This is a genomic window from Burkholderia sp. AU38729 (assembly GCF_020419725.1).
Lineage (GTDB): Bacteria > Pseudomonadota > Gammaproteobacteria > Burkholderiales > Burkholderiaceae > Burkholderia.
On the sequence record NZ_JAIZQO010000003.1, the window covers coordinates 323,043 to 345,017 of the forward strand.

Annotated in this window: 20 protein-coding genes; 13 read left to right on the forward strand and 7 right to left on the reverse strand. The window is 67.4% G+C overall.

The features are described 5' to 3' along the window. Positions 1-136 precede the first annotated feature (136 nt). Positions 137-1,135, reverse strand: coding sequence for a 2-hydroxyacid dehydrogenase (locus LGM56_RS10360; RefSeq protein WP_089430677.1), 999 nt, complete (start codon positions 1,133-1,135; stop codon positions 137-139). 30 nt (positions 1,136-1,165) lie between these two features. Next, positions 1,166-2,149: a LysR family transcriptional regulator gene (locus tag LGM56_RS10365; RefSeq protein WP_089494183.1), complete on the reverse strand. Its 984-nt coding sequence runs from the start codon at positions 2,147-2,149 to the stop codon at positions 1,166-1,168. 417 nt (positions 2,150-2,566) lie between these two features. Here LGM56_RS10365 and LGM56_RS10370 point away from each other — a divergent pair, with 417 nt between their 5' ends. Together LGM56_RS10370 and LGM56_RS10375 are read left to right on the forward strand one after the other, a co-directional pair. Continuing rightward, positions 2,567-2,845: a hypothetical protein gene (locus LGM56_RS10370; protein WP_179254797.1), complete on the forward strand. Its 279-nt coding sequence runs from the start codon at positions 2,567-2,569 to the stop codon at positions 2,843-2,845. Between the two features lie 57 nt (positions 2,846-2,902). Continuing rightward, positions 2,903-4,114, forward strand: coding sequence for a pyridoxal-phosphate-dependent aminotransferase family protein (locus tag LGM56_RS10375; RefSeq protein WP_226204458.1), 1,212 nt, complete (start codon positions 2,903-2,905; stop codon positions 4,112-4,114). Between the two features lie 28 nt (positions 4,115-4,142). Here LGM56_RS10375 and LGM56_RS10380 read toward each other — a convergent pair whose 3' ends face one another. Next, the gene (locus LGM56_RS10380) at positions 4,143-5,078 is read right to left on the reverse strand and encodes a helix-turn-helix domain-containing protein (protein ID WP_089439334.1); all 936 of its coding nucleotides are present in this window, start codon (positions 5,076-5,078) and stop codon (positions 4,143-4,145) included. Positions 5,079-5,213: 135 nt separating this feature from the next. On the opposite strand from LGM56_RS10380, the gene LGM56_RS10385 reads away from it, so the two are divergent. The 5 genes from LGM56_RS10385 to LGM56_RS10405 all read left to right on the forward strand — a co-directional run bounded on the left by LGM56_RS10385 (position 5,214) and on the right by LGM56_RS10405 (position 8,891). Next, positions 5,214-6,104, forward strand: a complete 891-nt coding sequence (locus LGM56_RS10385) for a DMT family transporter (RefSeq protein ID WP_174946126.1) — start codon at positions 5,214-5,216, stop codon at positions 6,102-6,104. 368 nt (positions 6,105-6,472) lie between these two features. Continuing rightward, positions 6,473-7,132, forward strand: coding sequence for a PAAR domain-containing protein (locus tag LGM56_RS10390; protein ID WP_226204460.1), 660 nt, complete (start codon positions 6,473-6,475; stop codon positions 7,130-7,132). Between the two features lie 10 nt (positions 7,133-7,142). Then, on the forward strand, positions 7,143-7,688 hold the full coding sequence (locus LGM56_RS10395) for a hypothetical protein (protein ID WP_089494186.1): 546 nt from the start codon (positions 7,143-7,145) through the stop codon (positions 7,686-7,688). 4 nt (positions 7,689-7,692) lie between these two features. Next, entirely contained in the window at positions 7,693-8,403 is a 711-nt protein-coding gene (locus LGM56_RS10400) for a M35 family metallo-endopeptidase (protein WP_089494187.1), read from the forward strand. Continuing rightward, positions 8,400-8,891 (forward strand): hypothetical protein, encoded by a 492-nt coding sequence (locus LGM56_RS10405; RefSeq protein ID WP_144023037.1) that lies wholly within the window; start codon positions 8,400-8,402, stop codon positions 8,889-8,891. The genes LGM56_RS10400 and LGM56_RS10405 overlap by 4 nt, the downstream gene beginning before the upstream one ends. Before the next feature lie 100 nt (positions 8,892-8,991). On the opposite strand, the gene LGM56_RS10410 is transcribed toward LGM56_RS10405, so the two are convergent. Next, positions 8,992-10,206, reverse strand: coding sequence for an MFS transporter (locus tag LGM56_RS10410; protein WP_226204462.1), 1,215 nt, complete (start codon positions 10,204-10,206; stop codon positions 8,992-8,994). 338 nt (positions 10,207-10,544) lie between these two features. On the opposite strand from LGM56_RS10410, the gene xdhA reads away from it, so the two are divergent. The 4 genes from xdhA (at position 10,545) to LGM56_RS10430 (ending at position 15,669) form a co-directional block, all read left to right on the forward strand. Further along, positions 10,545-12,095, forward strand: coding sequence for a xanthine dehydrogenase small subunit (gene xdhA / locus LGM56_RS10415; protein WP_226204464.1), 1,551 nt, complete (start codon positions 10,545-10,547; stop codon positions 12,093-12,095). A gap of 18 nt (positions 12,096-12,113) precedes the next feature. Further along, entirely contained in the window at positions 12,114-14,477 is a 2,364-nt protein-coding gene (gene xdhB, locus LGM56_RS10420; protein WP_226204466.1) for a xanthine dehydrogenase molybdopterin binding subunit, read from the forward strand. A gap of 84 nt (positions 14,478-14,561) precedes the next feature. Continuing rightward, complete coding sequence (gene xdhC / locus LGM56_RS10425; protein ID WP_226204468.1) at positions 14,562-15,179, forward strand: xanthine dehydrogenase accessory protein XdhC; 618 nt, start codon at positions 14,562-14,564, stop codon at positions 15,177-15,179. A gap of 88 nt (positions 15,180-15,267) precedes the next feature. Further along, complete coding sequence (locus tag LGM56_RS10430) at positions 15,268-15,669, forward strand: polyketide cyclase (RefSeq protein WP_226204470.1); 402 nt, start codon at positions 15,268-15,270, stop codon at positions 15,667-15,669. A gap of 34 nt (positions 15,670-15,703) precedes the next feature. Here LGM56_RS10430 and LGM56_RS10435 read toward each other — a convergent pair whose 3' ends face one another. The 3 genes from LGM56_RS10435 to LGM56_RS10445 form a co-directional block, all read right to left on the reverse strand. Next, positions 15,704-16,651 (reverse strand): LysR family transcriptional regulator, encoded by a 948-nt coding sequence (locus tag LGM56_RS10435; protein WP_011351110.1) that lies wholly within the window; start codon positions 16,649-16,651, stop codon positions 15,704-15,706. Positions 16,652-16,719: 68 nt separating this feature from the next. Next, on the reverse strand, positions 16,720-17,358 hold the full coding sequence (locus tag LGM56_RS10440) for a 2-hydroxychromene-2-carboxylate isomerase (RefSeq protein ID WP_089439342.1): 639 nt from the start codon (positions 17,356-17,358) through the stop codon (positions 16,720-16,722). A 94-nt stretch (positions 17,359-17,452) separates the two neighbouring features. Next, on the reverse strand, positions 17,453-18,895 hold the full coding sequence (locus tag LGM56_RS10445) for a TAXI family TRAP transporter solute-binding subunit (RefSeq protein WP_226204472.1): 1,443 nt from the start codon (positions 18,893-18,895) through the stop codon (positions 17,453-17,455). Between the two features lie 437 nt (positions 18,896-19,332). On the opposite strand from LGM56_RS10445, the gene LGM56_RS10450 reads away from it, so the two are divergent. Together LGM56_RS10450 and LGM56_RS10455 are read left to right on the forward strand one after the other, a co-directional pair. Further along, complete coding sequence (locus LGM56_RS10450; RefSeq protein ID WP_089424630.1) at positions 19,333-19,698, forward strand: BON domain-containing protein; 366 nt, start codon at positions 19,333-19,335, stop codon at positions 19,696-19,698. A 136-nt stretch (positions 19,699-19,834) separates the two neighbouring features. Next, positions 19,835-21,925, forward strand: coding sequence for a D-(-)-3-hydroxybutyrate oligomer hydrolase (locus LGM56_RS10455; protein WP_226204474.1), 2,091 nt, complete (start codon positions 19,835-19,837; stop codon positions 21,923-21,925). Positions 21,926-21,975 lie beyond the last annotated feature (50 nt).

Genomic DNA, 21,975 nt, shown 5'->3' on the forward strand with positions numbered 1-21,975 from the left:
GCGCACGCACCGCGTTACATCATTTGAAACAAAGCGCGAAATTGTTGATGCAAAAGGTCGTGTTTTCAGCGGCGATCAAAAGCAAACGATTGCGGTATCGCTTGCAGCCATGAAACGAGCCGGTTTCGTCGATTTCTCAGCGATTCGCGGTCACGACGTTCTGCGGCGTGCCGGCATGCCACGCCTCGATGTTCAACAGTGTGGTGTGCGCGATCTCGGCGAGCGCCTCGCGCGTGAAGAATGCCTGGTGCGACGTGACGATCACGTTCGGGAACGTCAGCAGCCGCGCGAGCACGTCGTCCTGCAGCGGCAGGTCGGAGTGATCCTCGAAGAAGAGCCCGCTTTCCTCTTCGTACACGTCGAGCCCGAGATGGCCGAGCTGGCCGCTCTTGAGCGCGTCGACCAGCGCCTGCGCATCGACGAGGCCGCCGCGCCCGGTGTTGATCAGCATCGCGCCGTGCTTCATCCGCGCGAGCGTCCGCTCGTTGATCAGATGGTGCGTCGACGGCAGCAGCGGGCAGTGCAGGCTGACGATGTCGGCGTGGTGCAGCAATTCGTCGAGCGCGACATAGCGCGCGCCGAACGCGATCAGCTCGTCGTTGTACGGCGGCACCGAGTGCGCGAGCACATGCATCCCGAAGCCCATCATGATCTTCGCGAACACGCTGCCGATGATGCCGGTGCCGATCACGCCGACGGTCTTGCCGTGCAGGTCGAAGCCGAGCAGGCCGTTCAGCGAGAAGTCGCCTTCGCGGGTGCGCGCGACGGCGCGCGGCAGGCGGCGGTTGAGGGCGAGGATCAGCGCGACCGCGTGCTCGGCAACCGCGTGCGGTGAATAGGCGGGCACGCGCACGACCGTGATGCCGAGCCGCTCGGCGGCGGCCAGGTCGACGTGGTTGAAGCCCGCCGAGCGCAGCGCGATCAGGCGCGTGCCGCCGTCCGCCAGCCGTTCGAGGACGGCCGCGTCGACGGTGTCGTTGACGAACGGGCAGACGACGTCATAGCCATGCGCGAGGATCGCGGTTTCCGCGTCGAGGTGCGACGGCTGGAAGTGCAGCCGATAGCCGAACCGCCGGTTGGCGGCAGCAAACGAATCGTCGTCGTACTGCCGGCTGCTGAACAGGATCACGCGCACGCTGCACCTCCGAAGGCTGACGCGCGCAGTTTACTGCAGCCCCGTGACGATGTCGGAGCGGTCGGGCCCGCGCGACGGCCGCAGGAAGCCGTAATCGCTGCGTTCGCGGGCGGGCTGCGCGCTGAAGTGATCGAGCGCGTGCTCGACGAAGCTGCGCGTGCGCGCCGGCACGTACTGGCGATTCGGGTAGACGAGCGACAGTTGCGTGTCGGGATCGTCGATCCGGTAGCCGGCCATCAGCCGCACGAGCGTGCCGCTGGCGAGCGCGCTGGCGACGCACGGCTCGGGCAGCACCGCGATGCCCGCGCCGGCCACGGCGGCCGCGTGGACGAGCGCGAGCTGGTTGACCGTGCAGGCCGGGCGCACCGTGACGGAATGCGCGACGCCGTCGTGGCCGACCAGTTGCCACGCGGGCGCATGCTGGTGCGGCGCGAGCGTGACCCAGTCGTGGCCCGGCAGGTCGTCGGGCAGGCGCGGCTCGCCGCGTCGCTCGAGATAGGCCGGCGCCGCGACCGCAACGAACGGGTTGGGCGAAAGGGCGTGGCCGATCAGCGTCGGGTTGCCGTCGAGCCGGTTGCCCGTGACGATGCCGACGTCGTACCCGGAATCGAGCACGTCGAGCGGCCCCTCGGCGACGGTCAGCTGCACGCGCAACTCGGGGTAGCGGCGCCGGAAGCTGCTGACGAGCGGCGTCAGCGCAAGCGGCGACAGCAGGCCCGACGCGACGACGCGCAGCGTGCCGGCCGGTTCGCGCACGGCATGCGCGACGGACGATTCGAGGTGATCGAATTCCTCGAGCAGCGCCCGGCACCCGTCGAGGTAGCGCACGCCGGCCTCGGTGAGCGACAGGTTCCGCGTAGTGCGGTGGATCAGCCGGGTGTTCAGGTGGCCCTCGAGCATCGCGATCGAACGCGTGACGAGTGCATTGGACACGCCGAGATGGTGCGCCGCGCGCCGGAAGCTCTGTTGCTCGGCGACGCAGACGAATACACGCATGGTCTGAATCTGGTTCATGGCTTGCGTATTTCTGGCCCGGTTGATTGATTATGGTTGTGGCTTTACGCCGCGCGACATCGAAAGCGCATCGCGCGGCCCTCAGTTTTCCGTCGTATCGAAAAATCGTTTTCTTCGATTCCGCAGATGATTGTTCAATACAGCGCGATATCCGTCAACCTGAGAAAAGCGGCGGGTTGCGGAAAATCGAAATCGGGAGTAACGCGTTAAACGTAGTGCTGTCTGGCATGCCTGCCGTTCAAAGGTGGCACGATATTCGGCAAGCATGTTGGATGCAAATATTGTCTATTTAATTCAACGAGTTGTGAGCTATTTGTGTGAGTTTCTTCAGGTATTGGAAGGAAGCGCGCCCCAATTCATGCCGCAATAATGGATGTTTTGGATTGTGCGAGGGTTTTGCGTATCGGATTCCGCGTGATGATTTTCATCACGGATCTGGTCTATTTCAATCGATACGGAAGTCGCGCTGAAGCGGCGACGTTGACGGAGTGCGGTGTTATTGGCGGAGAAAATCGTGCGCTTGGCGCTCGAGTGGAACCGTTTCACACCCTGGCCGGCAATCCGTTTTCAATCCGGATGACCGGTGTGCGACCCGCGCACGGCCGGCTGGCCCGGTTCGGCGACCGGGCCACCATCGCGCTGTCCGGCCGCGCGTGCCTCTTGCGCGAGGCGGCGGAACGCGGAATGATCGATTAGTTCGCCATGCAGCGCGGCGGGCGTCCGTGCCCTTCCTTTCCTCACCTTTTACCAGCCATGTCCATCGATTACTCGCCGATTCCCTGTCCCGTCGTCGTGCCGCTCGACGCGATCCTGCCCGAAGAACCGCTGCTGATGATGGGGGCCGGCCCGGTCCCGATCCCGGCCGCCGTCGCGAAGGCGAACACGGTCGTGATCAACCACCTCGGCGCGACGATGGCGAAGATCGTCGAGCAGGTGAAGGAGATGGCGCGCTACGTGTTCCAGACCCGCACGAAGTGGGTGCTCGGCGTCGCGGGCCCCGGTTCGGCCGCGATGGAAATGGCGATCTCGAACCTCGCGTGGCGCGGCACGCGCGTGCTGTCGATCCGCAACGGTTTCTTCAGCGCGCGGATGGCCGAGATGGCCACGCGCGTCGGCGCCGACGTCGCGACGCTCGAAGTGGCCGACCGCGCGGTCGCCAGCCTCGACGAGATCGCGGACGCAATCGCGCGCGAGCGGCCCGAGATCGTCACGATCGTGCAGGGCGAGACGTCGAACACCGTGTGGAATCGCGACCTGCGCGACATCGCGGCGCTCGCGAAGGCGGCCGGCGCGCTGGTCGTGGTCGACGCGGTGTGCACGCTGTCGACGATGCCGCTCGAGATGGACGCGTGGGGCATCGACGCGGTGATCACCGGCGGCCAGAAGGGGCTGTCGTCGATCCCGGGCGTGTCGCTGATCGCGTTCTCCGACGCCGCATGGGAGCGCATGAAGCATCGCCCCGAACCGAACGCGCACTGGTGCCTCGACATGGCGCTCGCGGAGAACTTCTGGCACAACGCCGGCTATCACTACACGGCGCCCGTGTCCGGCGTGCTCGCGCTGCACGAAGCGCTGCGGCTCGTCTGCGCGGAGACGCTCGAAAGCCGCTTCGCGCGCCACCTGCGCTGCTCGCTCGCGCTGCAGGCGGGCGTCGAGTCGATGGGGCTCAAGCTCTATGCGCCGAAGGACTGCCGGCTCAATTCAGTGGTCGGGATCGAGACGCCGGAAGGGCTTACGCCGGGAATGGTCTGCGGCCATATCTCGAAGCAGTACCAGGTCGAGATTTCGGGCTCGTTCGGCTTGCCGATCGTACGGATCGGGCAGATGGGCGAGCAGTGCCGCGAACACAACCTGTTCCGCACGCTGCATGCGTTCGGCCGCACGATGGTCGACCTGAAGGTGCCGGTCGACCTGCCGGCCGGCGTCGCGGCGCTCGAACAGGAACTGTCGCGGCGCGGCGCGTAAGCGGGGAAACGGGAAAAAGGGGCCGCGCTCAGCGGCCCTGCATCGCGCGCCGGTACGTATTCGGCGTCGTGCCATGTGCGTCGCGAAAGCGATGGCTGAAGTGGCCGGCGTTCGCATAGCCGCAGTCGGCCGCGATCTGCGCGAGCGGCAGCGCCGTCGTGCGCAGCAGCTCGCGGGCCCGCGCGAGGCGCTGCTCGGCCACCCACGCGTGCGGCGCGCGGCCGAACGACAGCCGGAACATCCGCGAGAAGTGGTACTCGGACAGCGCGGCGACGTCGGCGAGTTCGCCGAGCGTTAGTGGTTGCGTCAGGTACGTATCGATGTAGTCGCGCACGCGGCGGCGCACGGCCGGTGCGAGCCCGCCGCGGAACGACGTGTCGGTGCGGGTCGTGCTCTGCCCGCGCAGCAGCAGGCTCAGCACCTCGTGCGCGGTCTCGTTCACGCGCAGCCGTTCGTCGGCATCGTCCCAGCCGTCCAGCGCGAGCGAGCGCAGCAGCGCGGCGACGCGCGCATCCTCGAAGTAAGTGCGGTCGGCGAGCTTCAGCTCGCGCGGCTCGCGGTCGAGTTCGCGGATCGCGCGCTGCGTGAAGTGTTCGGGCAGGAAATACAGGTGGATGAAGTGCATCTCGCCGCGCACCCACCAGCGCGATTCGTGGTCGCCCGGCAGCGCGCACAGCAGGCTCGGCGCGCCGTAGCGCGGCACGCGCTGGCGTTCCGTCCGGTAACCGCCGTCGAGGTAGCACGACAGCGTGTGGTGGCCCGGCTGCTCGTAGACCGTCTCGCTTTCGTCGGTGATCCGCGTCCATTCGGCGATCGCCAGATGGTCGCCGAGCCACGCGAAGCGCTCGAGCGTCGCGTTCGCGTCCGCGAGCGTGCGGCAGACCGACTGCAGGCCGAACGGCAGATCGCCGCCAGCCAGGGCGGTAGGGTGGTCGACGGGGGGCGCGGAAAGGGAGAGGCTCATGATGGGCCGAGTATAAGCGGGCGCGCGGCGCCGCGTGCGGCGGCCCGAAAAAGACCGCAATTCCGGACAATCGGCGCACGCCGGGCGGCGGCATAGTCGGGATCCGTTTCACCTGCCTTTTGGATCGTTGCCGCCATGAACCTGTCGCTTTATTTCGTCACCGTGCTGATCTGGGGCACCACCTGGATCGCGATCAAATGGCAGCTCGGCGCCGTGCCGCCGCCCGTGTCGATCGCCTGGCGCTTCTGGCTCGCGGCCGCCGTGCTGTTCGCGCTGCTGCGCGTGATGCGCCGGCCGGTGCGCCCGCCGCGCGAAGCGTGGCGTTTTCTCCTCGCGCAGGGCTTCGCGCTGTTCTGCCTGAACTTCCTGTGCTTCTACTATGCGGAGCAGGTCGTGCCGAGCGGCCTCGTCGCGGTGATCTTCTCGACCGCGCCGCTGCTGAACTCGATCAACGGACGGCTGTTCATGGGCCGTCCGCTGCGGCCGTCGGCGATTGCCGGTGCGCTGCTCGGGCTGGCCGGCATCGCGTGCCTGTTCTGGCAGCAGATGGCCGGCCATCTCGACGACCACGCGACGTGGACGGGGCTCGCGATCGCGTTCGCGGGCACGATGTGCTTCTCGATCGGCAACCTGCTGTCGAGCCGGATGCAGTCGATGGGGCTGCACCCGCTCGCGACCAACGGCTGGGCGATGCTGATCGGCGCGGCAATCCTGACCGTCGGCAGCGTGGTGGCCGGGATGCCGTTCACGCTCGACACGAGCCCGCGTTATCTCGGTGCGCTCGTGTATCTCGCCGTGCCGGGCTCGGTGATCGGCTTCACCGCGTATCTGACCCTCGTCGGCCGGATCGGGCCGGAGCGCGCCGCGTACTGCACGGTGCTGTTCCCGATCGTCGCGCTGGCCGTGTCGACGGTGTTCGAGGGCTACCAGTGGTCGCCGCTCGCGGTGGTCGGGCTGCTGCTGGTGGTGGCCGGCAACCTGGTCGCGTTCGACCTGACGCGGCGGTTGTTTCTGCGGGCGGCGTGATCGGCGTGCCGGGTACCGCGACGCGCAAGAGCGCGGTTATCCGACGTTCTATCCGGAGGACGACCCTCCGATGGGGAAGGTGTTCCCTCACGTGTGAATGATTGGTTTTCGACTTGAGACCGAATCACCGGCAAGCGCACCCGGCCGGGATGAGCAAGTTGGCTGCCGGATGGAAAGCAACCCCGAAGAAATCAAGCTATCGCACCGATCCCCCCGGCGTATTCCCGCGCTAGGTCGATTCAAACGGTAAAACAGAACAATTCACATCTGTTATGGGTGCCGAATCATATTCGTCCGATTGATCGACGTTTCTGATCTGGAATAGCGTCTCTAGGCAGCCATTCCATTTACTGAGACAGGGAAGCCGGATGAAAAACGAACTCAAAGCACCGACCCATCTTTTCGCCACCGTTGGCGCGCTCACGGAACGCGGTGGACGTGTCACCACCGCAACCGGCGGCCTGACATTGGCCGGATTGGAAGTCGCCTGCGTCGGCGATGTAGTGACCTACGACGACGGTAGCGAGGCCGCGATTATCGACGGCGCGGGAGACAACCATAGCGGAGGCAAGCCATTCGCGTTAGTGGGCAGCCGGTTGAGCAACGGCGACCGCATTACCGAAACGCTGCGCACTTCGTGGGGCATTCACGTGCGGGAGGGGCAAAGCGTTGCGGGCCTGTTCGATCCCACCTATGTGCCGCCACCCGCACCGCATGCCTATAGATTGGCGGTACGTGGCGCGACAACAGCGCGCGGCGGTGCATTACGCGAGCCGTCCGGCACATGGGAAGTAGCGCCACACTTGGGCAAAGCTGCCACGATGGGCGACCTGATCCGCTATCCCGACGGCTCAACCGCGCGCGTTACGACCGGTCTGGGTTTGGCCGACCGGGCCGACTTCGCGCCGCTCGCCTTCGTTGGCAGCGAACTCGATAACGGCGACACGATCACCGATAGTCCCGACCGACAAGGCATGGCGTCGTCCGTTGTATTTAGCGTCGTCACCCGCTCGTCCATGCCCCGCTGAGGTAGCGTCCATGATTCGCTACTTTCTTGCCAAAGGCGACCGCGCCGGGGAAGCCGTGATTGTCGAAGGCCTCGACCGCGTGACCTGTTCCAATCCGCCGCCGATGGTTCATATCGCCACGCTGGATATGAAGACCTACTGTTCGGCCTGCAAGCGTGAAGGGTATATCGCACCGCAAGGGCCGCGCTGGCCAGGCACCGGCCCGAACGGCAAACAGTGGGCATTGAGCGGGGATATCAATGTCTGCGGATGCAACCCACCGCCGATCTTCTACGCTGAGCGCGGCATGCGGATGACTTTTACTGCGGGCGAAATTGCGACGCTGAATGGGCGCAAACCTGGTGCAGCCCATCTGCCGTTTGCCTCGTCGGATGCCGTACATGACGAGCAATTTACCTTGCTCGATGATGCACACCGCCCGCTCGCCAACGTTCGCTATCGAATCGTCACCGACACCGGGCAGATCTTCGCAGGCACCACGGACGCGGCCGGGCAAACAGAGCGAATTGCCACCGATGCCGCAGCATCTTTGAAAATCCATACGAAGAGGCATTGACGCAATGAGCGGTTTTTCGGGAAATAAATACGACTTCGAAGTTCAGGAAAACGAAGAATGGGTCCTCGTCCATTCGGGGGCCGTCACCAATACCAATCCGGGGTCGATGGTCTATGTGTCCATCAACACGACACCCATATGCGCGAACATGACCAACAAGGCGTTCAGGGAATTAGTCATGAAGGCCCGCGATGCGGCGATTTCGTTGATACAACAGCGTATCGCGGGTGTGACTACGTGGAACGTAGCGGAACAGGCGCGTGCCCGCCTCTACTTCGGCCGTGCCGACGACGACATCCGAACAGCCCTGGCGATCGGGCTTCCGAAGCTGCTCAACGCGATGCAAGAGCTTGTTCCGGAGAGAATTGTTCGATGGGATGACGCGATGAACAAGCAACTCACCTGCGGTGTGATACCCGACAATGGCAGCAACACGGCTGGAGTATGCAAGCCAGACTCCGAAAAACGAATTATTGCTATCTATTCGAAGTTCTGTACGATTTCAAACGGCGACTTGTGGACGGCGGCGAAGGTCAAGACACTCATTCACGAATGCACGCACTATATCGACACTTTCGATTCGGATGACATTGCGTATTCCGATACGGAATCCGGATTGAGAATTTTTGCAATGAGCAATCCCGATGGCGCGATCCGAAACGCGGATAGCATTACGGGATACATTGCTACCTTCGACAGGACGGTCATGAAATGAAGACTCACATCCAAGATGCCATCCGGAGCGCATCAGCGATGCTGGCATTATTCGCATACCTTGGCATCACGCCTGCACACGCATGCACCATAGGCGAGTCGGTTCGAATCTCGTTGCCGCTAAACGGCATTGCCGTTTCCAATGCCGACAGGCTAAGAATCGCCGACGCAGTAATCGAGGCAAAAAATTGGCCAGGCGTCGAAATTCAAGCCGTCATAATATCCGGCGCTTATACGAAAGAACGGAGCGGTGAACGGCTTAAAGATGAGCGCGCCATGGGAATTGGCGCATATCTAAAACAACTGGGAATCAAGAGTGAAAACATCGTCGTCGAAAAAAAGACATTCACCGATGAGATGGTGCGAAAGAGCGACGGAACGCTAGACTTGTATCAGATTGATATCGAACTGGTTCCCCTGTGTCGGGGCGGATGTCAAAAGCTTTGTGACGACCCTCGTGTAACGCCCCGAAGCCGGGCGATCCAGTGAGGCCAATGACGCCCGCAAAGAGCGGGCGTCATTGACTCGCGGGCGATGGTTCGCGAACGCGTTCCGCACAGCGTTCGCCGATCATTACCCTCTTCTGTCCTTATGCCGTCGCGCCGCTACCTTCGACCCGCGCCTGCCGCTGGTACAGCACCATCGACAGCGCGACGCCCGCGGCAGCCGCCACCGCCGCGAACAGGAACACCTGCGGATAGCCGAACGCGCCCGCGACATAGCCGGCGAGCGGGCCCGTGATGCCGAGCGACAGGTCGAGGAACACCGAGTACGCGGACAGCGCCGCGCCGCGGCTCGCGGGCGGCACGAGCGCGACGGCCTCGACGCCGAGCGCCGGGAAGATCAGCGCGAAGCCGAAGCCGGTCAGCGCGGCGCCGACGAGGGCGATGTGCGGCACCGGCGCGAGCCACAGCAGCAGCAGGCCCGAACATTCGAATGCGAACGACACGATCGCGACGCGGAAGCCGCCGTAGGTCTTGATCGTGTTCGCGAACAGCAGGCGCGCGCCGATGAACAGCGTGCCGAACACGGTCAGTGACAGGGCGGCGTTCGGCCAGTGGCGCGCCGCGTAGTACAGCGTGACGAAGGTCGCGATCGAGCCGAAGCCGGCCGAGCCGAGCGCGAGGCCGAGGCCGTGCGGCAGTACCCGCGTAAACACGCTCGCATACGACATCCGTTCGCCGTGCACGAGCGGCACCGAAGCGATCAGGCGCGCGAGGTAGAAGCCGATTGCGGCCAGCGCGATTACGAGCACGCCGATCAGCGCCGGATTCAGCGTATTCGCGATCGCGACGCCGACCGGCGCGCCGAGCGCGAGCGCACCGTAGGTCGCGATGCCGTTCCACGAGATCACCTTCGCGTTGTGCGTGACGCCGACCCGGCCGATGCCCCACAGGATCGCGCCGGTGCCGCACAGGCTCTCGCCGATGCCGAGTACGAGCCGGCTCGCGACCAGTAGCACGAGGCTCGCGACCGGCCAGTGCGCGAGCAGCAGCGCGACGAGCAGCAGCACCCCCGACACGCCGCAACCGACCAGCCCGCGCAACACCGTCTGCTTCGGGCCGAGCGTATCGGCCAGGCGCCCGGCGAGCGGCCGCGACGCGAGCGTCGCGAAATACTGGACGCTGATCGCGCCGCCCGCGACGATCGCGGAAAAGCCGAGGTCGTCATGGACGAAGCCCGGCAGCACCGCGAGCGGCAGCCCGATAGTCAGGTAGCAGATGAACGTGAAGCAGACGACGGACACGATTTGCAGCGTGACCGCGAACCCGCTGCGCGGCGGTGTGGCGGAATCGGTTGACATGGGGTCGGAACGAATGAACGAAACGGGCAGAGGACGGCGAAAAAGGGAATCGGGATTTTCCCATGGAACCGGTTTTCACGCAGGTACCATTTAGTTAATCGCGACCTGTTTTCCAGGATCCCGGGCGGTTGCGGGGAAGCAGAGAAGGGGCTGGGAGCGCCGTGTGGAAAGGCCGTCGGGCCGGCCCGGCGCTCATATCGCGGCAGTTATATGGGCCCCATGCGTGATGGGCTATGGGTTGCGAAATTTGATGGTGATAGCGTGCAAACTGTCAGAAAAACGTCGGTCGAGCGCACAGCGCGGGCCGCCTTGCCCCCCATTTGAAGAACCATCGAGACATGAGTGAGCCGATCCGCTTCTACCATCGTCACGCGATCCGCGAAGTCAGCGGCGCGGACGTGACCCGCACCGTGCTGCAATACCTGCGCGAGGACGCGCATTGCACCGGCACCAAGGAAGGCTGCGCGGAAGGCGACTGCGGCGCGTGCACGGTCGTCGTCGGCGAGCTGACCGATGCCGGCGCGGTCGAGTTCAAGGCCGTCAACGCATGCATCCAGTTCCTGCCGACGCTGGACGGCAAGGCGCTGCTGACGGTCGAGGACCTGCGTCAGCCGGACGGTGCGCTGCATCCGGTGCAGCAGGCGATGGTCGACTGCCACGGTTCGCAATGCGGGTTCTGCACGCCCGGCTTCGTGATGTCGATGTGGGCGCTGTACGAGAAGCACGGCCACGAGGGCTGCGGCCGTGCCGGCACGTGCGCGAAGGCGAAGGACGTGCCGACGCGCACCGAGATCGCCGATGCGCTGACAGGCAACCTGTGCCGCTGCACCGGCTATCGTCCGATCGTCGATGCGGCCGTGCAGATGTTCGACGCGCCGGCACCGTCTGTGCCGATCGACACGGCCGCGCTGGCCCGCACGCTCGCGTCGCTCAAGCGCGACGAGACGTTCGACTACACGACGATCAACGGCGCGCGCTTCGCGGCGCCGCGCACGCTCGACGCGCTGGCCGCGCTGAAGGTCGAGCGGCCCGACGCACGCATCCTGGCAGGCAGCACCGACATCGGCCTGTGGGTCACCAAGCAGATGCGCCGGCTCGACGACCTGATCTACGTCGGCCAGATCGCCGAACTGCAGAACATCGTGCACGGCGACGACTGGATCGAAATCGGTGCGGGCGTGACGGTCGAGAAAGGGTATGCGGCGCTGGCTGGCCAGTATCCGGAACTGACCGAGATGTGGAAGCGCTTCGCGTCGCTGCCGATCCGCAACGCGGGCACGATCGGCGGCAACGTCGCGAACGGCTCGCCGATCGGCGATTCGATGCCGGGCCTGATCGCGCTCGGCGCGCGCGTGGTGCTGCGCGGCGGCGACACGGTGCGCGAGCTGCCGCTCGAGGCGCTGTACACGGGCTATCAGCAGAAGGACATGGCGCCGCACGAATTCGTCGTCGGCCTGAAGGTGCCGACCCGCACCGGCGCGCGCGAGAAGCTGCGGTTCCGCACGTACAAGCTGTCGAAGCGGTTCGACTCCGACATCTCGGCCGTGTGCGCGGCGTTCGCGTTCATCGCGGACGGCGACACGATCCGCGAGCCGCGCATCGCGTTCGGCGGGATGGCCGCGACGCCGAAGCGCGCGACCCAGACGGAAGCCGTGCTCGACGGCGCGCAGTGGCACGAAGCCACCGCGCAGGCCGCGATGCAGGCGCTCGAGCGCGACTACCAGCCGCTGTCCGACATGCGCGCGACGAGCACGTACCGCCTCGATACCGCGAAGAACCTGATGTACCGATTCTGGCTGGAGACGCGCCCGCACGACCCGCTGCCGCCGCAAGCCCTGAATGTGCGCGAAGTGGCCGCCGAACTCGGCACCGACGCGGCGCGCGTCTGAAGACGGAGAACACAGAACATGAACCAGCAAGCAGAACCGTTCCTGAGCACCCTCGACCCGCAAGCCGACGCCGCGCAGGTCCACGTATCGCGCGCGCACGAATCCGCGCACCTGCACGTCAGCGGGCGTGCCACCTACACCGACGACATCCCGGTCGTCGCGGGCACGCTGCACGCGGCGCTCGGCCTGTCGGCGAAACCGCACGCGAAGATCGTGTCGATGAACTTCGACGCGGTGCGCGCGACGCCGGGCGTGGTCGCCGTGTTCACGGCCGACGACATCCCGGGCGTCAACGATTGCGGCCCGATCATCCACGACGATCCGGTGCTCGCGAAGGGCATCGTGCAGTTCGTCGGCCAGCCGATGTTCATCGTCGTCGCGACGTCGCATGAAACCGCGCGGCTCGCCGCGCGCCGCGCCCAGGTCGACTACGAGGAGCTGCCGGCGATCCTCACCGCGCAGGAGGCGCGCGCGGCCGAAACCTACGTGATCCCGCCGCTGAAGCTCGCGCGCGGCGACGCGGCCGCGCGGCTCGCCGTCGCGCCGCACCGCGAGTCGGGCGAAATGCTGCTCGGCGGCCAGGAGCAGTTCTACCTCGAAGGGCAGATCGCTTACGCGGTGCCGAAGGACGACGACGGGATGCACGTGTACTGCTCGACGCAGCACCCGAGCGAGATGCAGCACCTCGTCGCGCATGTGCTCGGCGTCGCGTCGCACAACGTGCTGGTCGAATGCCGCCGGATGGGCGGCGGGTTCGGCGGCAAGGAATCGCAGTCGGGCCTGTTCGCGTGCTGCGCGGCGCTCGCGGCGTGGAAGCTGCTGTGCCCGGTGAAGCTGCGTCCGGACCGTGACGACGACATGATGATCACCGGCAAGCGGCACGACTTCCATTACCGCTTCGACGTCGGCTACGACGACGACGGCCGCATCGACGGCGTCGCGCTCGACATGACGTCGCGCTGCGGTTTCTCGGCCGACCTGTCGGGCCCGGTGATGACGCGCGCGGTGTGCCACTTCGACAACGCGTACTGGCTGGGCGACGTGAACATCGCCGGCTACTGCGGCAAGACCAACACGCAGTCGAATACCGCATTCCGCGGGTTCGGCGGCCCGCAGGGCGCGTTCGCGATCGAGTACATCCTCGACGACATCGCGCGCGCGCTCGATCGCGATCCGCTCGACGTCCGCTATGCGAACCTGTACGGCAAGACCGAACGCAACGTCACGCCGTACGGGCAGACGGTCGAGGACAACGTGCTGCAGGAGCTGCTCGGCGAACTCGAAGCGACGAGCGACTACCGCGCGCGGCGTGCGGGCGTGCGCGAATTCAACGCACGCAACACGGTGCTGAAGAAGGGCATCGCGATCACGCCGGTGAAGTTCGGCATCGCGTTCAACGTCACGCATTTCAACCAGGCCGGCGCGCTGGTGCACATCTACACCGACGGCTCGGTGCTCGTGAACCACGGCGGCACGGAGATGGGGCAGGGGCTCAACACGAAGGTCGCGCAGGTCGTCGCGCACGAGCTCGGCATCCGCTTCGGCCGGATCCGCGTGACGGCGACCGACACCAGCAAGGTCGCGAACACGTCCGCGACCGCTGCGTCGACGGGCTCGGACCTGAACGGCAAGGCCGCGCAGGATGCGGCGCGCCAGTTGCGCGAGCGGCTCGCGGTGTTCGCGGCGAAGCAGTTCGGCGACGGCACGGTCGATGCGGCCGACGTGAAGTTCGCCAACGACATCGTGTGGGTGGGCGGCAACGGCGTGCCGTTCGGCGAAGTGATCGCGAAGGCGTACCTCGCGCGCGTGCAGCTGTGGTCCGACGGTTTCTACGCGACACCGAAGCTGTACTGGGATCAGTCGAAGCTGCAGGGCCGGCCGTTCTACTACTACTCGTACGGCGCGGCCGTGTCGGAAGTCGTGATCGACACGCTGACGGGCGAGATGCGCACGCTGCGCGTCGATGCGCTGCACGACGTGGGTGCGTCGCTGAACCCGGCGCTCGACATCGGTCAGGTCGAAGGCGCGTTCATCCAGGGGATGGGCTGGCTCACGACCGAGGAGCTGTGGTGGAACAAGGGCGGCAAGCTGATGACGCATGCGCCGTCCACGTACAAGATCCCGACGGTGAACGACACGCCGCCCGAATTCAACGTGAAGCTGTTCAACAACCGCAACGTCGAGGACAGCATTCACCGGTCGAAGGCCGTCGGCGAGCCGCCGCTGCTGCTGCCGTTCTCGGTGTTCTTCGCGGTACGCGATGCGGTGGCCGCGGTCGGCGATTACCAGGTGAACCCGCCGCTCGATGCGCCGGCGACCGGCGAGTCGATCCTGCGTGCGGTCAGCGCGGTGCGTGCGGCACGCGCCGGTCAGGCAGGCTGAGATGAAACGGCCCCCCCGTTCTCTTCGTTCATTGCCCCCCGAGGGAGTGGTCAGCCCCCTTGGGGCGGCCCGGCGGAGGCCGACATGAACGGCCCCGCCCGCTCGCGCCGCACCGCGTCGGACCCGGCGTTCGCGCCGGGCACCGGCCAGCGCAATCGCGCGACCGGCACGCCGGCGCCGATGCACATCGTGCTGTTCGGCGCCGGGCACGTCGGTCACGCGCTCGTCACGCTGCTCGGTGCGCTGCCGTGCGTCGTGCAGTGGGTCGACACGCGCGACGAGCTGTTCCCGGACGAATGTCCGCCGAACGTGCAGCCGGAGCCGACCGACACGCCGGAGGCCGTCGTCGACGCGGCGCCGCCCGGCGCGTACTTCCTCGTGATGACGCACAACCACGCGCTCGACTTCTCGCTCGCCGCGCAGATCATGCGGCGGCGCGACTACGCGTACTTCGGGATGATCGGCTCGCGCACCAAGCGCGTGAAGTTCGAGCGCCGGCTTGCCGCGCGCGGCGTCGATCCGGCGCGGCTCGTGGAGATGGTGTGCCCGATCGGTGTCGCGGGCATCGTCGACAAGGCGCCGGGCGCGATCGCGGTGGCCGTGTGCGCGGAGCTGCTGCAGGCGCGCTCGGGCATGCCGGTGGCCGACGCGAAGGCCGCTGCTTCGGGGCGTGCGCGCGACGACGTGTCCTGCGCGCGGTAGTCACGCGCGGCCGGCGCAGGGCCGCGCGATTTTGCATACACTGCACGACGACGCGCGGCATCGGGCCGCGCCTTACCGTGCACGTGCCATGTCCGATCATCAGGTTTATCTCGACACGCTCGATGCGAGCCTCGTCGCCATCGAGCGCTGGCTGTCCGGCGTCGATACCGCGCCCGAGGCGCTCGACGCGCTGCTCGCCGCGTTTTCCACCGAATTCACGATGGTCCTGACCGACGGCCGCGAGGTCGATCACGACGGTACGCGCGTGCTGTTCGACAAGCTCGCCGGCGCGAAGCCGGGGCTGCGCATCACGCTGTCGGACACCCGGGTGCTCGCGGCCGATGCGTCGCATGCGACCGTCACCTATCTCGAAGCGCAGCACGCGGCGTCGGGTGAGCTGCCCGCGCGGCGTGCAACCGCCGTGTTCGAGCGCGACGCGGCGGGCGTCGTGCGCTGGACCCATCTGCAGGAAACCTTCTGCACGGGCTGAACCCGAGCGGCCGCGCCCCGTTTTGTGCCGCGGCTCAGCGCTTGCGGCTGCGAGGAACCGTCAGCTCGTCGGACACGCTCTGCATCAGCGCGCACAGCCACGCGATGTCGGTCGGGCGGTCGGGCTGCGGATGCGTGAGCAGGTAGCTCTTGATGCGCGGGAACGGCACGGGCGGCGTGACGACCACGAGCGGCAGCAACTGCGCATAGTGCGTCGCGAAGCGGCGCGTCGTCGTGAAGATCAGGTCCGACTGCAGCAGCACCTGCGGCACGATGCCGAAGTAGGGCAGCGTCGTCACGATGCGCCGCGTGAGACGCGCGCGTGCCAGGCCGATCTCGATCGCGTTGCGCTTGTCGCCGGTGTACGGCGTCGGCGCGACGTGCGCGGCCGATGCGTACGCTTCGCGCGTGAGCGGCACGCGTGCGAGCGGGTGCGCATCGCGCATCAGGCACACGATCGTGTCGGAGAACAGGTCCTGGCGTGCGAACTGCGGGTCGGGCTTCGGCCAGTTGCCGATCACGAGATCGAGCGCGCCCGATTCGAGCGCGCCCGCGTGATCGAGCGCGGGATTCAGCGAATCGATTTCCAGATGCGCATGCGGCGCCGCGTCGCGAAAGCGCTCGATCAGCGTCGGCATGAAGAAATCGTTCAGGTAATCGGGGGCGGCGACGCGGAACGTGCGCCGCGCGGACGAAGGATCGAAATCGCCGTGCGGTGTCGCGATGAAGTCGACCTCGCGCAGCGCGCGCTGCGCGGCCTCGAGCAGCGACGCGCCGTATTCGGTCGGCACCATGCCGGATTTGCCGCGCACGAGGATCGGGTCGTTCAGCGTCTCGCGCAGCTTGCGCAGCGCGGTGCTGATCGCCGGCTGGGTCTGGTTCAGCCGCAGCGCGGCCTGCGTGACGCTGCGCTCGAGCAGCAGCGTGCGCAACACGCGCACGAGCCAGATATCGAGCGAGGCGGTACGGTCGTCTTCTTCCATCGTAGGCGGGGATTGCGGGGAAGCGTAACCTTACCGCAGCCGCGCATTGGCGTGCGTGATACCGGCCATCACACACGGCCCTTCGGCAGCACGCTGATCCGCTTGACCTCGCGCGATTCCAGCCAGTTCGGCGTGCGCGCGCAGTACAGCACCATCGGCAGCGCGTCCTCGCCCCAGAACAGCTGCTGGTTCATCCAGAAGGTCGGCACGCCGAACACGCCGAGCGCGATCGCGTCGTCGGTGTTGCGGCGCAACTGCGCGCTCGTCTCCTCGAATTCGATCAGCTCGTCGCCGTGGCCGACGCCGACACGCTCGCACAGTGCCGCGAAGCCTTCCGGCGTCGACGGGTCGTTGCCGTCATGCCAGATGAAGCGGAACATTTCCAGCACGGTCGCGATGTCGGCGCGCAGCGCGATCGCGAGGCGCAACACCTTGTCGGAATCGAACGGATGGGCGGGCGGCATCTTGAAGCGGATGCCGAGCTGCTCCGCGCGAAACAGGGCGTGACGGTACGTGAACACGCGCTTGGCGGGCACGTCCGCGCTCGAGCGTTGCCCCCAGTGGCGCTGCAGGTCGGGCAGCGACACCGCGACGGGCTCGAACGGCACGTCCGGCCATTTGTCGAGCTGTTCGAGGAGCAGGTAGGAGAACGGCGACACGAAGTCGTAGAACCAGGCGGGTTGGGCGGTGTCGAGGCCGGTTGTCATGGCGATCTCCAGAGGGTGGGGCGAGCGGCGCCTGGCGGCGGCCTCCATGTTACGCGGCGGCGCGCGCATGCGGCAATGATCGCGGATCGTCCGCTCACGCGGAACCGGGAGTCGCCCGAGGGGGCGTGCCGGCCGGCGGCGCGGTTTCGGCCCGTGCCTGCGGCGGGCCGCCGGCGCCCGGCGGGCTGGCCGGCGTGTCATGGTCGTGCGCGGTGAGCCGTTCGCGCACGAAACCGATGTGCTCGCGCAGCACGTAGAACTGCCCGGCATAGGCCAGCGGCATCTTCATCCGGTTCACGGCTTCCTCGATGTCGTCGAGCTCGTCGAGCAACTGCACGCGCTCCTCGGCCGTGTGCTCGCCGAGCGCGCTGCGCTCGAGCGCGATCAGCGCGCCGTACCAGCGGTAGATGCGCGAGCGCACGCGCCAGCCGTACAGCGACGGCACGAGCCGCAGCCCGGGGATCAGCACGACGATCAGCGGCACGACCACGACGAGCAGCCGGTCGACGAGGCTCGCGACCCAGAACGGCAGCCGTCGGTACAGGAAGGTCTTGCCTGATTTGTAGTAGCGCGCGGCGTCGTCGGAGAGCGGGAACCCGCGCGTGACGGGCGACGGGAATTCGCCCGCGTGCTGCAGGATCGTCGCGTGGCCGTGCACCTCGCGCGCGGCCTCGATCAGCAGGTCGGACAACGCGGGGTGCAGCGAGTCGCGCGCGACGAGTTCGATGGTCGGCGCAACCGTGTGGATGTCGGCGGGCGGCAGGTTCCGGCCGAGATCGTAGACCCCCATCGGCAGCGTGATCGCGGTCAGGTACGGAAAGCGCCGCGCGTACGCCTCGGCCTGCGTGAACGAATACACGTGCACGCCCGGCGCGCGGAACAGTTTCGCCATCACCGGGATCTGCGTCGAGTCGCCGGACAGGAACGCCGCGTCGATCTTGCCGTCGAGCAGCGCGGTGGCTGCGTCCTCGCCGGCGGTCGGCAGCAGCTCGGTCGAGCCGCCCGGCACGATGCCGTTCATCTTCAGCAGCGCGAGGCTCAGCTCGCGCGCGCCGCTGCCCTCCGCGCCGAGCGCGAGCCGCTTGCCCTTGAAGTCGGACAGGCGCGCGACGACCGGGCCGCGATACATGATCGCGAGCGGCACGTAGCCGATGCTGCCGAGCGACACGAGGTGTTCGTCGCGCTCCTTCGGGCCGATGCCGCTCTGCACGAAGCCGACGTCGACCGGCGCGTTCGGGTTCGACAGCCGCGCGAGGTTCTGGGCGGACCCTTCGGACGACTGGACGTCGAGCGTGACGCCGTTCTTCGCGAGAATCGTCTTGTATTTCTGCGCGGCGTTCCAGTACGTGCTGCCGGGCGGCCCGGACGAGATCACGAGCGTGGACGGCGGGGCCGGCTGGATCAGCTTGACCGCGAGCCAGACGGCCGCGCCGGCGAGCAGCACGGTCGGGCCGATCGACAGCGCGAGGTCGCGCCACGACACCGCGACGAAGCGGGCGAGGATGCGGCGAGGCGGGCGAGGGCGGGCTGGCTTCATGGGGGCGGCGGATGACGCTGGCGTGACGTATCGGTGACGATCGGACGGTGGTCATGGACGACGCCGATGCTCGCGGCGATGGTACCCGGTTTCACCGGACGTGCGCGAGTGGGGCGGCCTGGCGCGGCCCAGCGGCGACAGTGGCGGGCGCCCCCGCGCAAAAGCTTTGCGCTTCCGCGGGCGCTGGATTACATTGTGCGACGCAGCCGCGCCCGATTTGCGCGCGACCCGGCACGCAATGAGACCGGGCGCGTTCGGCCGGCGGCTGTCCGGCCCGGCCGGCCCGCTTTCGCGTGCGCCGGCCGCCAGCCCGTCTCGCCTCTCTCGTATCGCCGTGGAAAACACCGGCTGTCCCGCCCGTTCGCGCGCGGGCCGGCTGTTTTTGGGGGTAATCGGCCGTACTGTGCACGGCCGTTCCGGAGTGATAAGGAGATAGCATGAAGTCGATCGTGTTGAGAGCGTTGGGCGTTGCCGCCGTGGCGGCCTGTCTGTCGGGCAGCGTGTATGCGCAGTCGAGCGATGCCGCGGCAACGGAAGCGCCCGCGGCCGCGACCAGCGCGCCGAAGGCCGCCGCGAAGACCGCGAAGAAGGCGAACCGCAAGCTTGGCTATGCGGTGCGCAAGGCCATTACGAAGGCGGGCGGCATCGACGTGGCGAACATCGTCGTGCGCTCGAAGGGCGGCGCGATCACGCTGGAGGGCACGGTGCCCGACCAGGCCCAGATCGACAAGGCGGAAGAGGCGGCGAAGGGTGTGAGCGGCGTGACGTCGGTGTCGAACAAGCTGACGGTTCAGCAGCAGTGACGCCGGGCGGCGGCGCGCGAGCGCCGCGTGCGCCCGTTTTCAGGCGGGCCCCGGCATGCCGGGGCCCGTTTGCGCTTGAGAGGCCGCAAGCCGCACGAAGCGGCGGCGGACCGATAACGATATCGAGAGGGCGGCGATGACGAGACTCGGGTGGGGCAGGCGGATGGTTTTCGGCGCGGCGCTGGCCGCGGTCGCGATACTCGGCGCCTGTAACGGCGACGAGTCGGCCGAGCGCAACCGGTTGCCCGGTTTCGTGTCCGGCAGCGTGCGCACGACGGCCTATGACGGCGCGAGCGATGACCTGCTGACGGCCGGCCTCGGCAAGACGGGCCTTGGCTCGGCGAGCGCCCCCGGCTTTGCGAATGCCGCCCGGCCGACGGGCGCCGAGCTGCGCCGTCTCGCGATCTGGTCGAACTACCGCGCGCTCGTCGACATGAGCGCAAACGGCGGCTACGGCCGCTTCTGGGGGCCGAACGTCGACCTCGACGGCAACGACACGCTCGGCGAAGGCAAGATTCCCGGCACCGAATATCTCGCGTACGCCGACGACGGCAGCGGCAGCAAGAACGTCACGCTGCTCGTGCAGGTGCCCGCCAGCTTCAATCCCGCGCAGCCGTGCATCGTCACCGCGACGTCGTCGGGCTCGCGCGGCGTGTACGGCGCGATTTCCGCGGCCGGCGAATGGGCGCTCAAGCGCGGCTGCGCGGTCGCCTACAACGACAAGGGCGGCGGCAACGGCGCGCACGAGCTGATGTCGGACACCATCACGCTGATCGACGGCACGCTCGCCAACGCGGTGCTGGCCGGCGCCGCGAGCCTGTTCACCGCGAACGTCACCAGCGGCGATCTCGCCACGTTCAATTCCCGCTTCCCCAACCGCTATGCGTTCAAGCACGCGCATTCGCAGCAGAATCCCGAGCAGGACTGGGGGCGCGTGACGCTGCAGTCGGTCGAGTTCGCGTACTGGGCGCTCAACGAGCAGTTCGGACCGCTGGTCGACGGCTCGCATCACGGCGTGCGCTATCGTGCGGGCGCCATCACGACGATCGCCGCGTCGGTCAGCAACGGCGGCGGCGCGTCGCTCGCGGCGGCCGAACAGGACAACCGCGGCTGGATCACCGCGGTCGTGGTCGGCGAGCCGCAGATCAACGTGCGGATGGCGCCGAACGCGGTTGTGCGCTCGGGCGGCCAGCCCGTGCCGTCGTTCGGCCGGCCGCTGGCCGACTACGCGACGCTCGCGAACCTGCTGGAGCCGTGCGCGGCCGCGTCGGCGTCGCTTGCCGACGCGCCGTCCCTGAGCGCGCTGCCGGCGGCGACCACGCAGTCGATCCGCACCCAGCGCTGCGCGACGCTCGCCGCGGCCGGGCTCGTGTCGGGCGCCGATACGCAAAGTCAGGCCGCCGACGCGCTCGCGCAGCTCCACGCGGCCGGCTACCTCGCCGATTCCGACCTGCTGCAGGCGCCGATGTGGGATTCGCAGGCGATTCCGGCGATCGCGGTCACGTATGCGAACGCGTACACGCGCTCGCGCGTCACCGACAACCTGTGCAATTTCAGCTTCGCGACGACGAACCCGGCGACGGGCGCCGTCGCCGCGCCCGCCACGTCGCCGATGCCGGCGGTGTTCGGCGTCGGCAACGGCGTGCCGCCGACGGCCGGCATCAACCTCGTGTTCAACACGGGCGCGGGCGTCGACCACCGGCTCGCGACGCCCGACGGGAGCTTCGCGGGCGCGCTGTGCCTGCGCCAGCTCTGGACGAACGGGATGCTCGGGATGCCCGCGAACGTCGACGCGGTGCGCGTGAACGCGAACCTGCAGGGCAAGCCGGCGATCATCGTGCAGGGCCGCAGCGATGCGCTCGTGCCCGTGAATCACGCGTCGCGCGCGTACGTCGCGCAGAACGCCATCAGCGAAGGCGGGCGCAGCCAGCTCGTGTTCTACGAGGTGACGAACGGCCAGCACTTCGACGCGTTCCTGCCGGTGCCGGGCTTCGACACGCGCTTCGTGCCGGTTCATTACTACAACCTGCAGGCGCTGAACCTGATGTGGAAGCACCTGAAGAACGGCGCGCCGTTGCCGCCGTCGCAGGTGATCCGCACGGTGCCGCGCGGCGGCACGCCGGGCGCCGCGCCCGCGCTGACGGGCGCGAACCTGCCGCCGATCTCGGCCGCGCCGGGCGCGAATGCGATCGCGACCGGCGCCGGCGCGATCGACGTGCCGCTCTGACGGCGCGCGCCGCGCCGCCCTCACGAAGCCGGACAGTCGTCCGGCTTTTT

Excerpts from the sequence above, each read along its gene's own strand:
- LGM56_RS10455 (WP_226204474.1), top strand. The coding sequence starts at position 19,835 with ATGACGAGACTCGGGTGGGGCAGGCGGATGGTTTTCGGCGCGGCGCTG.
- xdhC (WP_226204468.1), top strand. The coding sequence starts at position 14,562 with ATGAACGGCCCCGCCCGCTCGCGCCGCACCGCGTCGGACCCGGCGTTC.
- LGM56_RS10385 (WP_174946126.1), top strand. The coding sequence starts at position 5,214 with ATGAACCTGTCGCTTTATTTCGTCACCGTGCTGATCTGGGGCACCACC.
- LGM56_RS10375 (WP_226204458.1), top strand. The coding sequence starts at position 2,903 with ATGTCCATCGATTACTCGCCGATTCCCTGTCCCGTCGTCGTGCCGCTC.
- LGM56_RS10450 (WP_089424630.1), top strand. The coding sequence starts at position 19,333 with ATGAAGTCGATCGTGTTGAGAGCGTTGGGCGTTGCCGCCGTGGCGGCC.
- xdhA (WP_226204464.1), top strand. The coding sequence starts at position 10,545 with ATGAGTGAGCCGATCCGCTTCTACCATCGTCACGCGATCCGCGAAGTC.
- LGM56_RS10410 (WP_226204462.1), bottom strand. The coding sequence starts at position 10,206 with ATGTCAACCGATTCCGCCACACCGCCGCGCAGCGGGTTCGCGGTCACG.
- LGM56_RS10435 (WP_011351110.1), bottom strand. The coding sequence starts at position 16,651 with ATGGAAGAAGACGACCGTACCGCCTCGCTCGATATCTGGCTCGTGCGC.
- xdhB (WP_226204466.1), top strand. The coding sequence starts at position 12,114 with ATGAACCAGCAAGCAGAACCGTTCCTGAGCACCCTCGACCCGCAAGCC.
- LGM56_RS10370 (WP_179254797.1), top strand. The coding sequence starts at position 2,567 with ATGATTTTCATCACGGATCTGGTCTATTTCAATCGATACGGAAGTCGC.
- LGM56_RS10365 (WP_089494183.1), bottom strand. The coding sequence starts at position 2,149 with ATGAACCAGATTCAGACCATGCGTGTATTCGTCTGCGTCGCCGAGCAA.
- LGM56_RS10400 (WP_089494187.1), top strand. The coding sequence starts at position 7,693 with ATGAGCGGTTTTTCGGGAAATAAATACGACTTCGAAGTTCAGGAAAAC.
- LGM56_RS10440 (WP_089439342.1), bottom strand. The coding sequence starts at position 17,358 with ATGACAACCGGCCTCGACACCGCCCAACCCGCCTGGTTCTACGACTTC.
- LGM56_RS10405 (WP_144023037.1), top strand. The coding sequence starts at position 8,400 with ATGAAGACTCACATCCAAGATGCCATCCGGAGCGCATCAGCGATGCTG.
- LGM56_RS10390 (WP_226204460.1), top strand. The coding sequence starts at position 6,473 with ATGAAAAACGAACTCAAAGCACCGACCCATCTTTTCGCCACCGTTGGC.
- LGM56_RS10445 (WP_226204472.1), bottom strand. The coding sequence starts at position 18,895 with ATGAAGCCAGCCCGCCCTCGCCCGCCTCGCCGCATCCTCGCCCGCTTC.
- LGM56_RS10380 (WP_089439334.1), bottom strand. The coding sequence starts at position 5,078 with ATGAGCCTCTCCCTTTCCGCGCCCCCCGTCGACCACCCTACCGCCCTG.
- LGM56_RS10395 (WP_089494186.1), top strand. The coding sequence starts at position 7,143 with ATGATTCGCTACTTTCTTGCCAAAGGCGACCGCGCCGGGGAAGCCGTG.
- LGM56_RS10430 (WP_226204470.1), top strand. The coding sequence starts at position 15,268 with ATGTCCGATCATCAGGTTTATCTCGACACGCTCGATGCGAGCCTCGTC.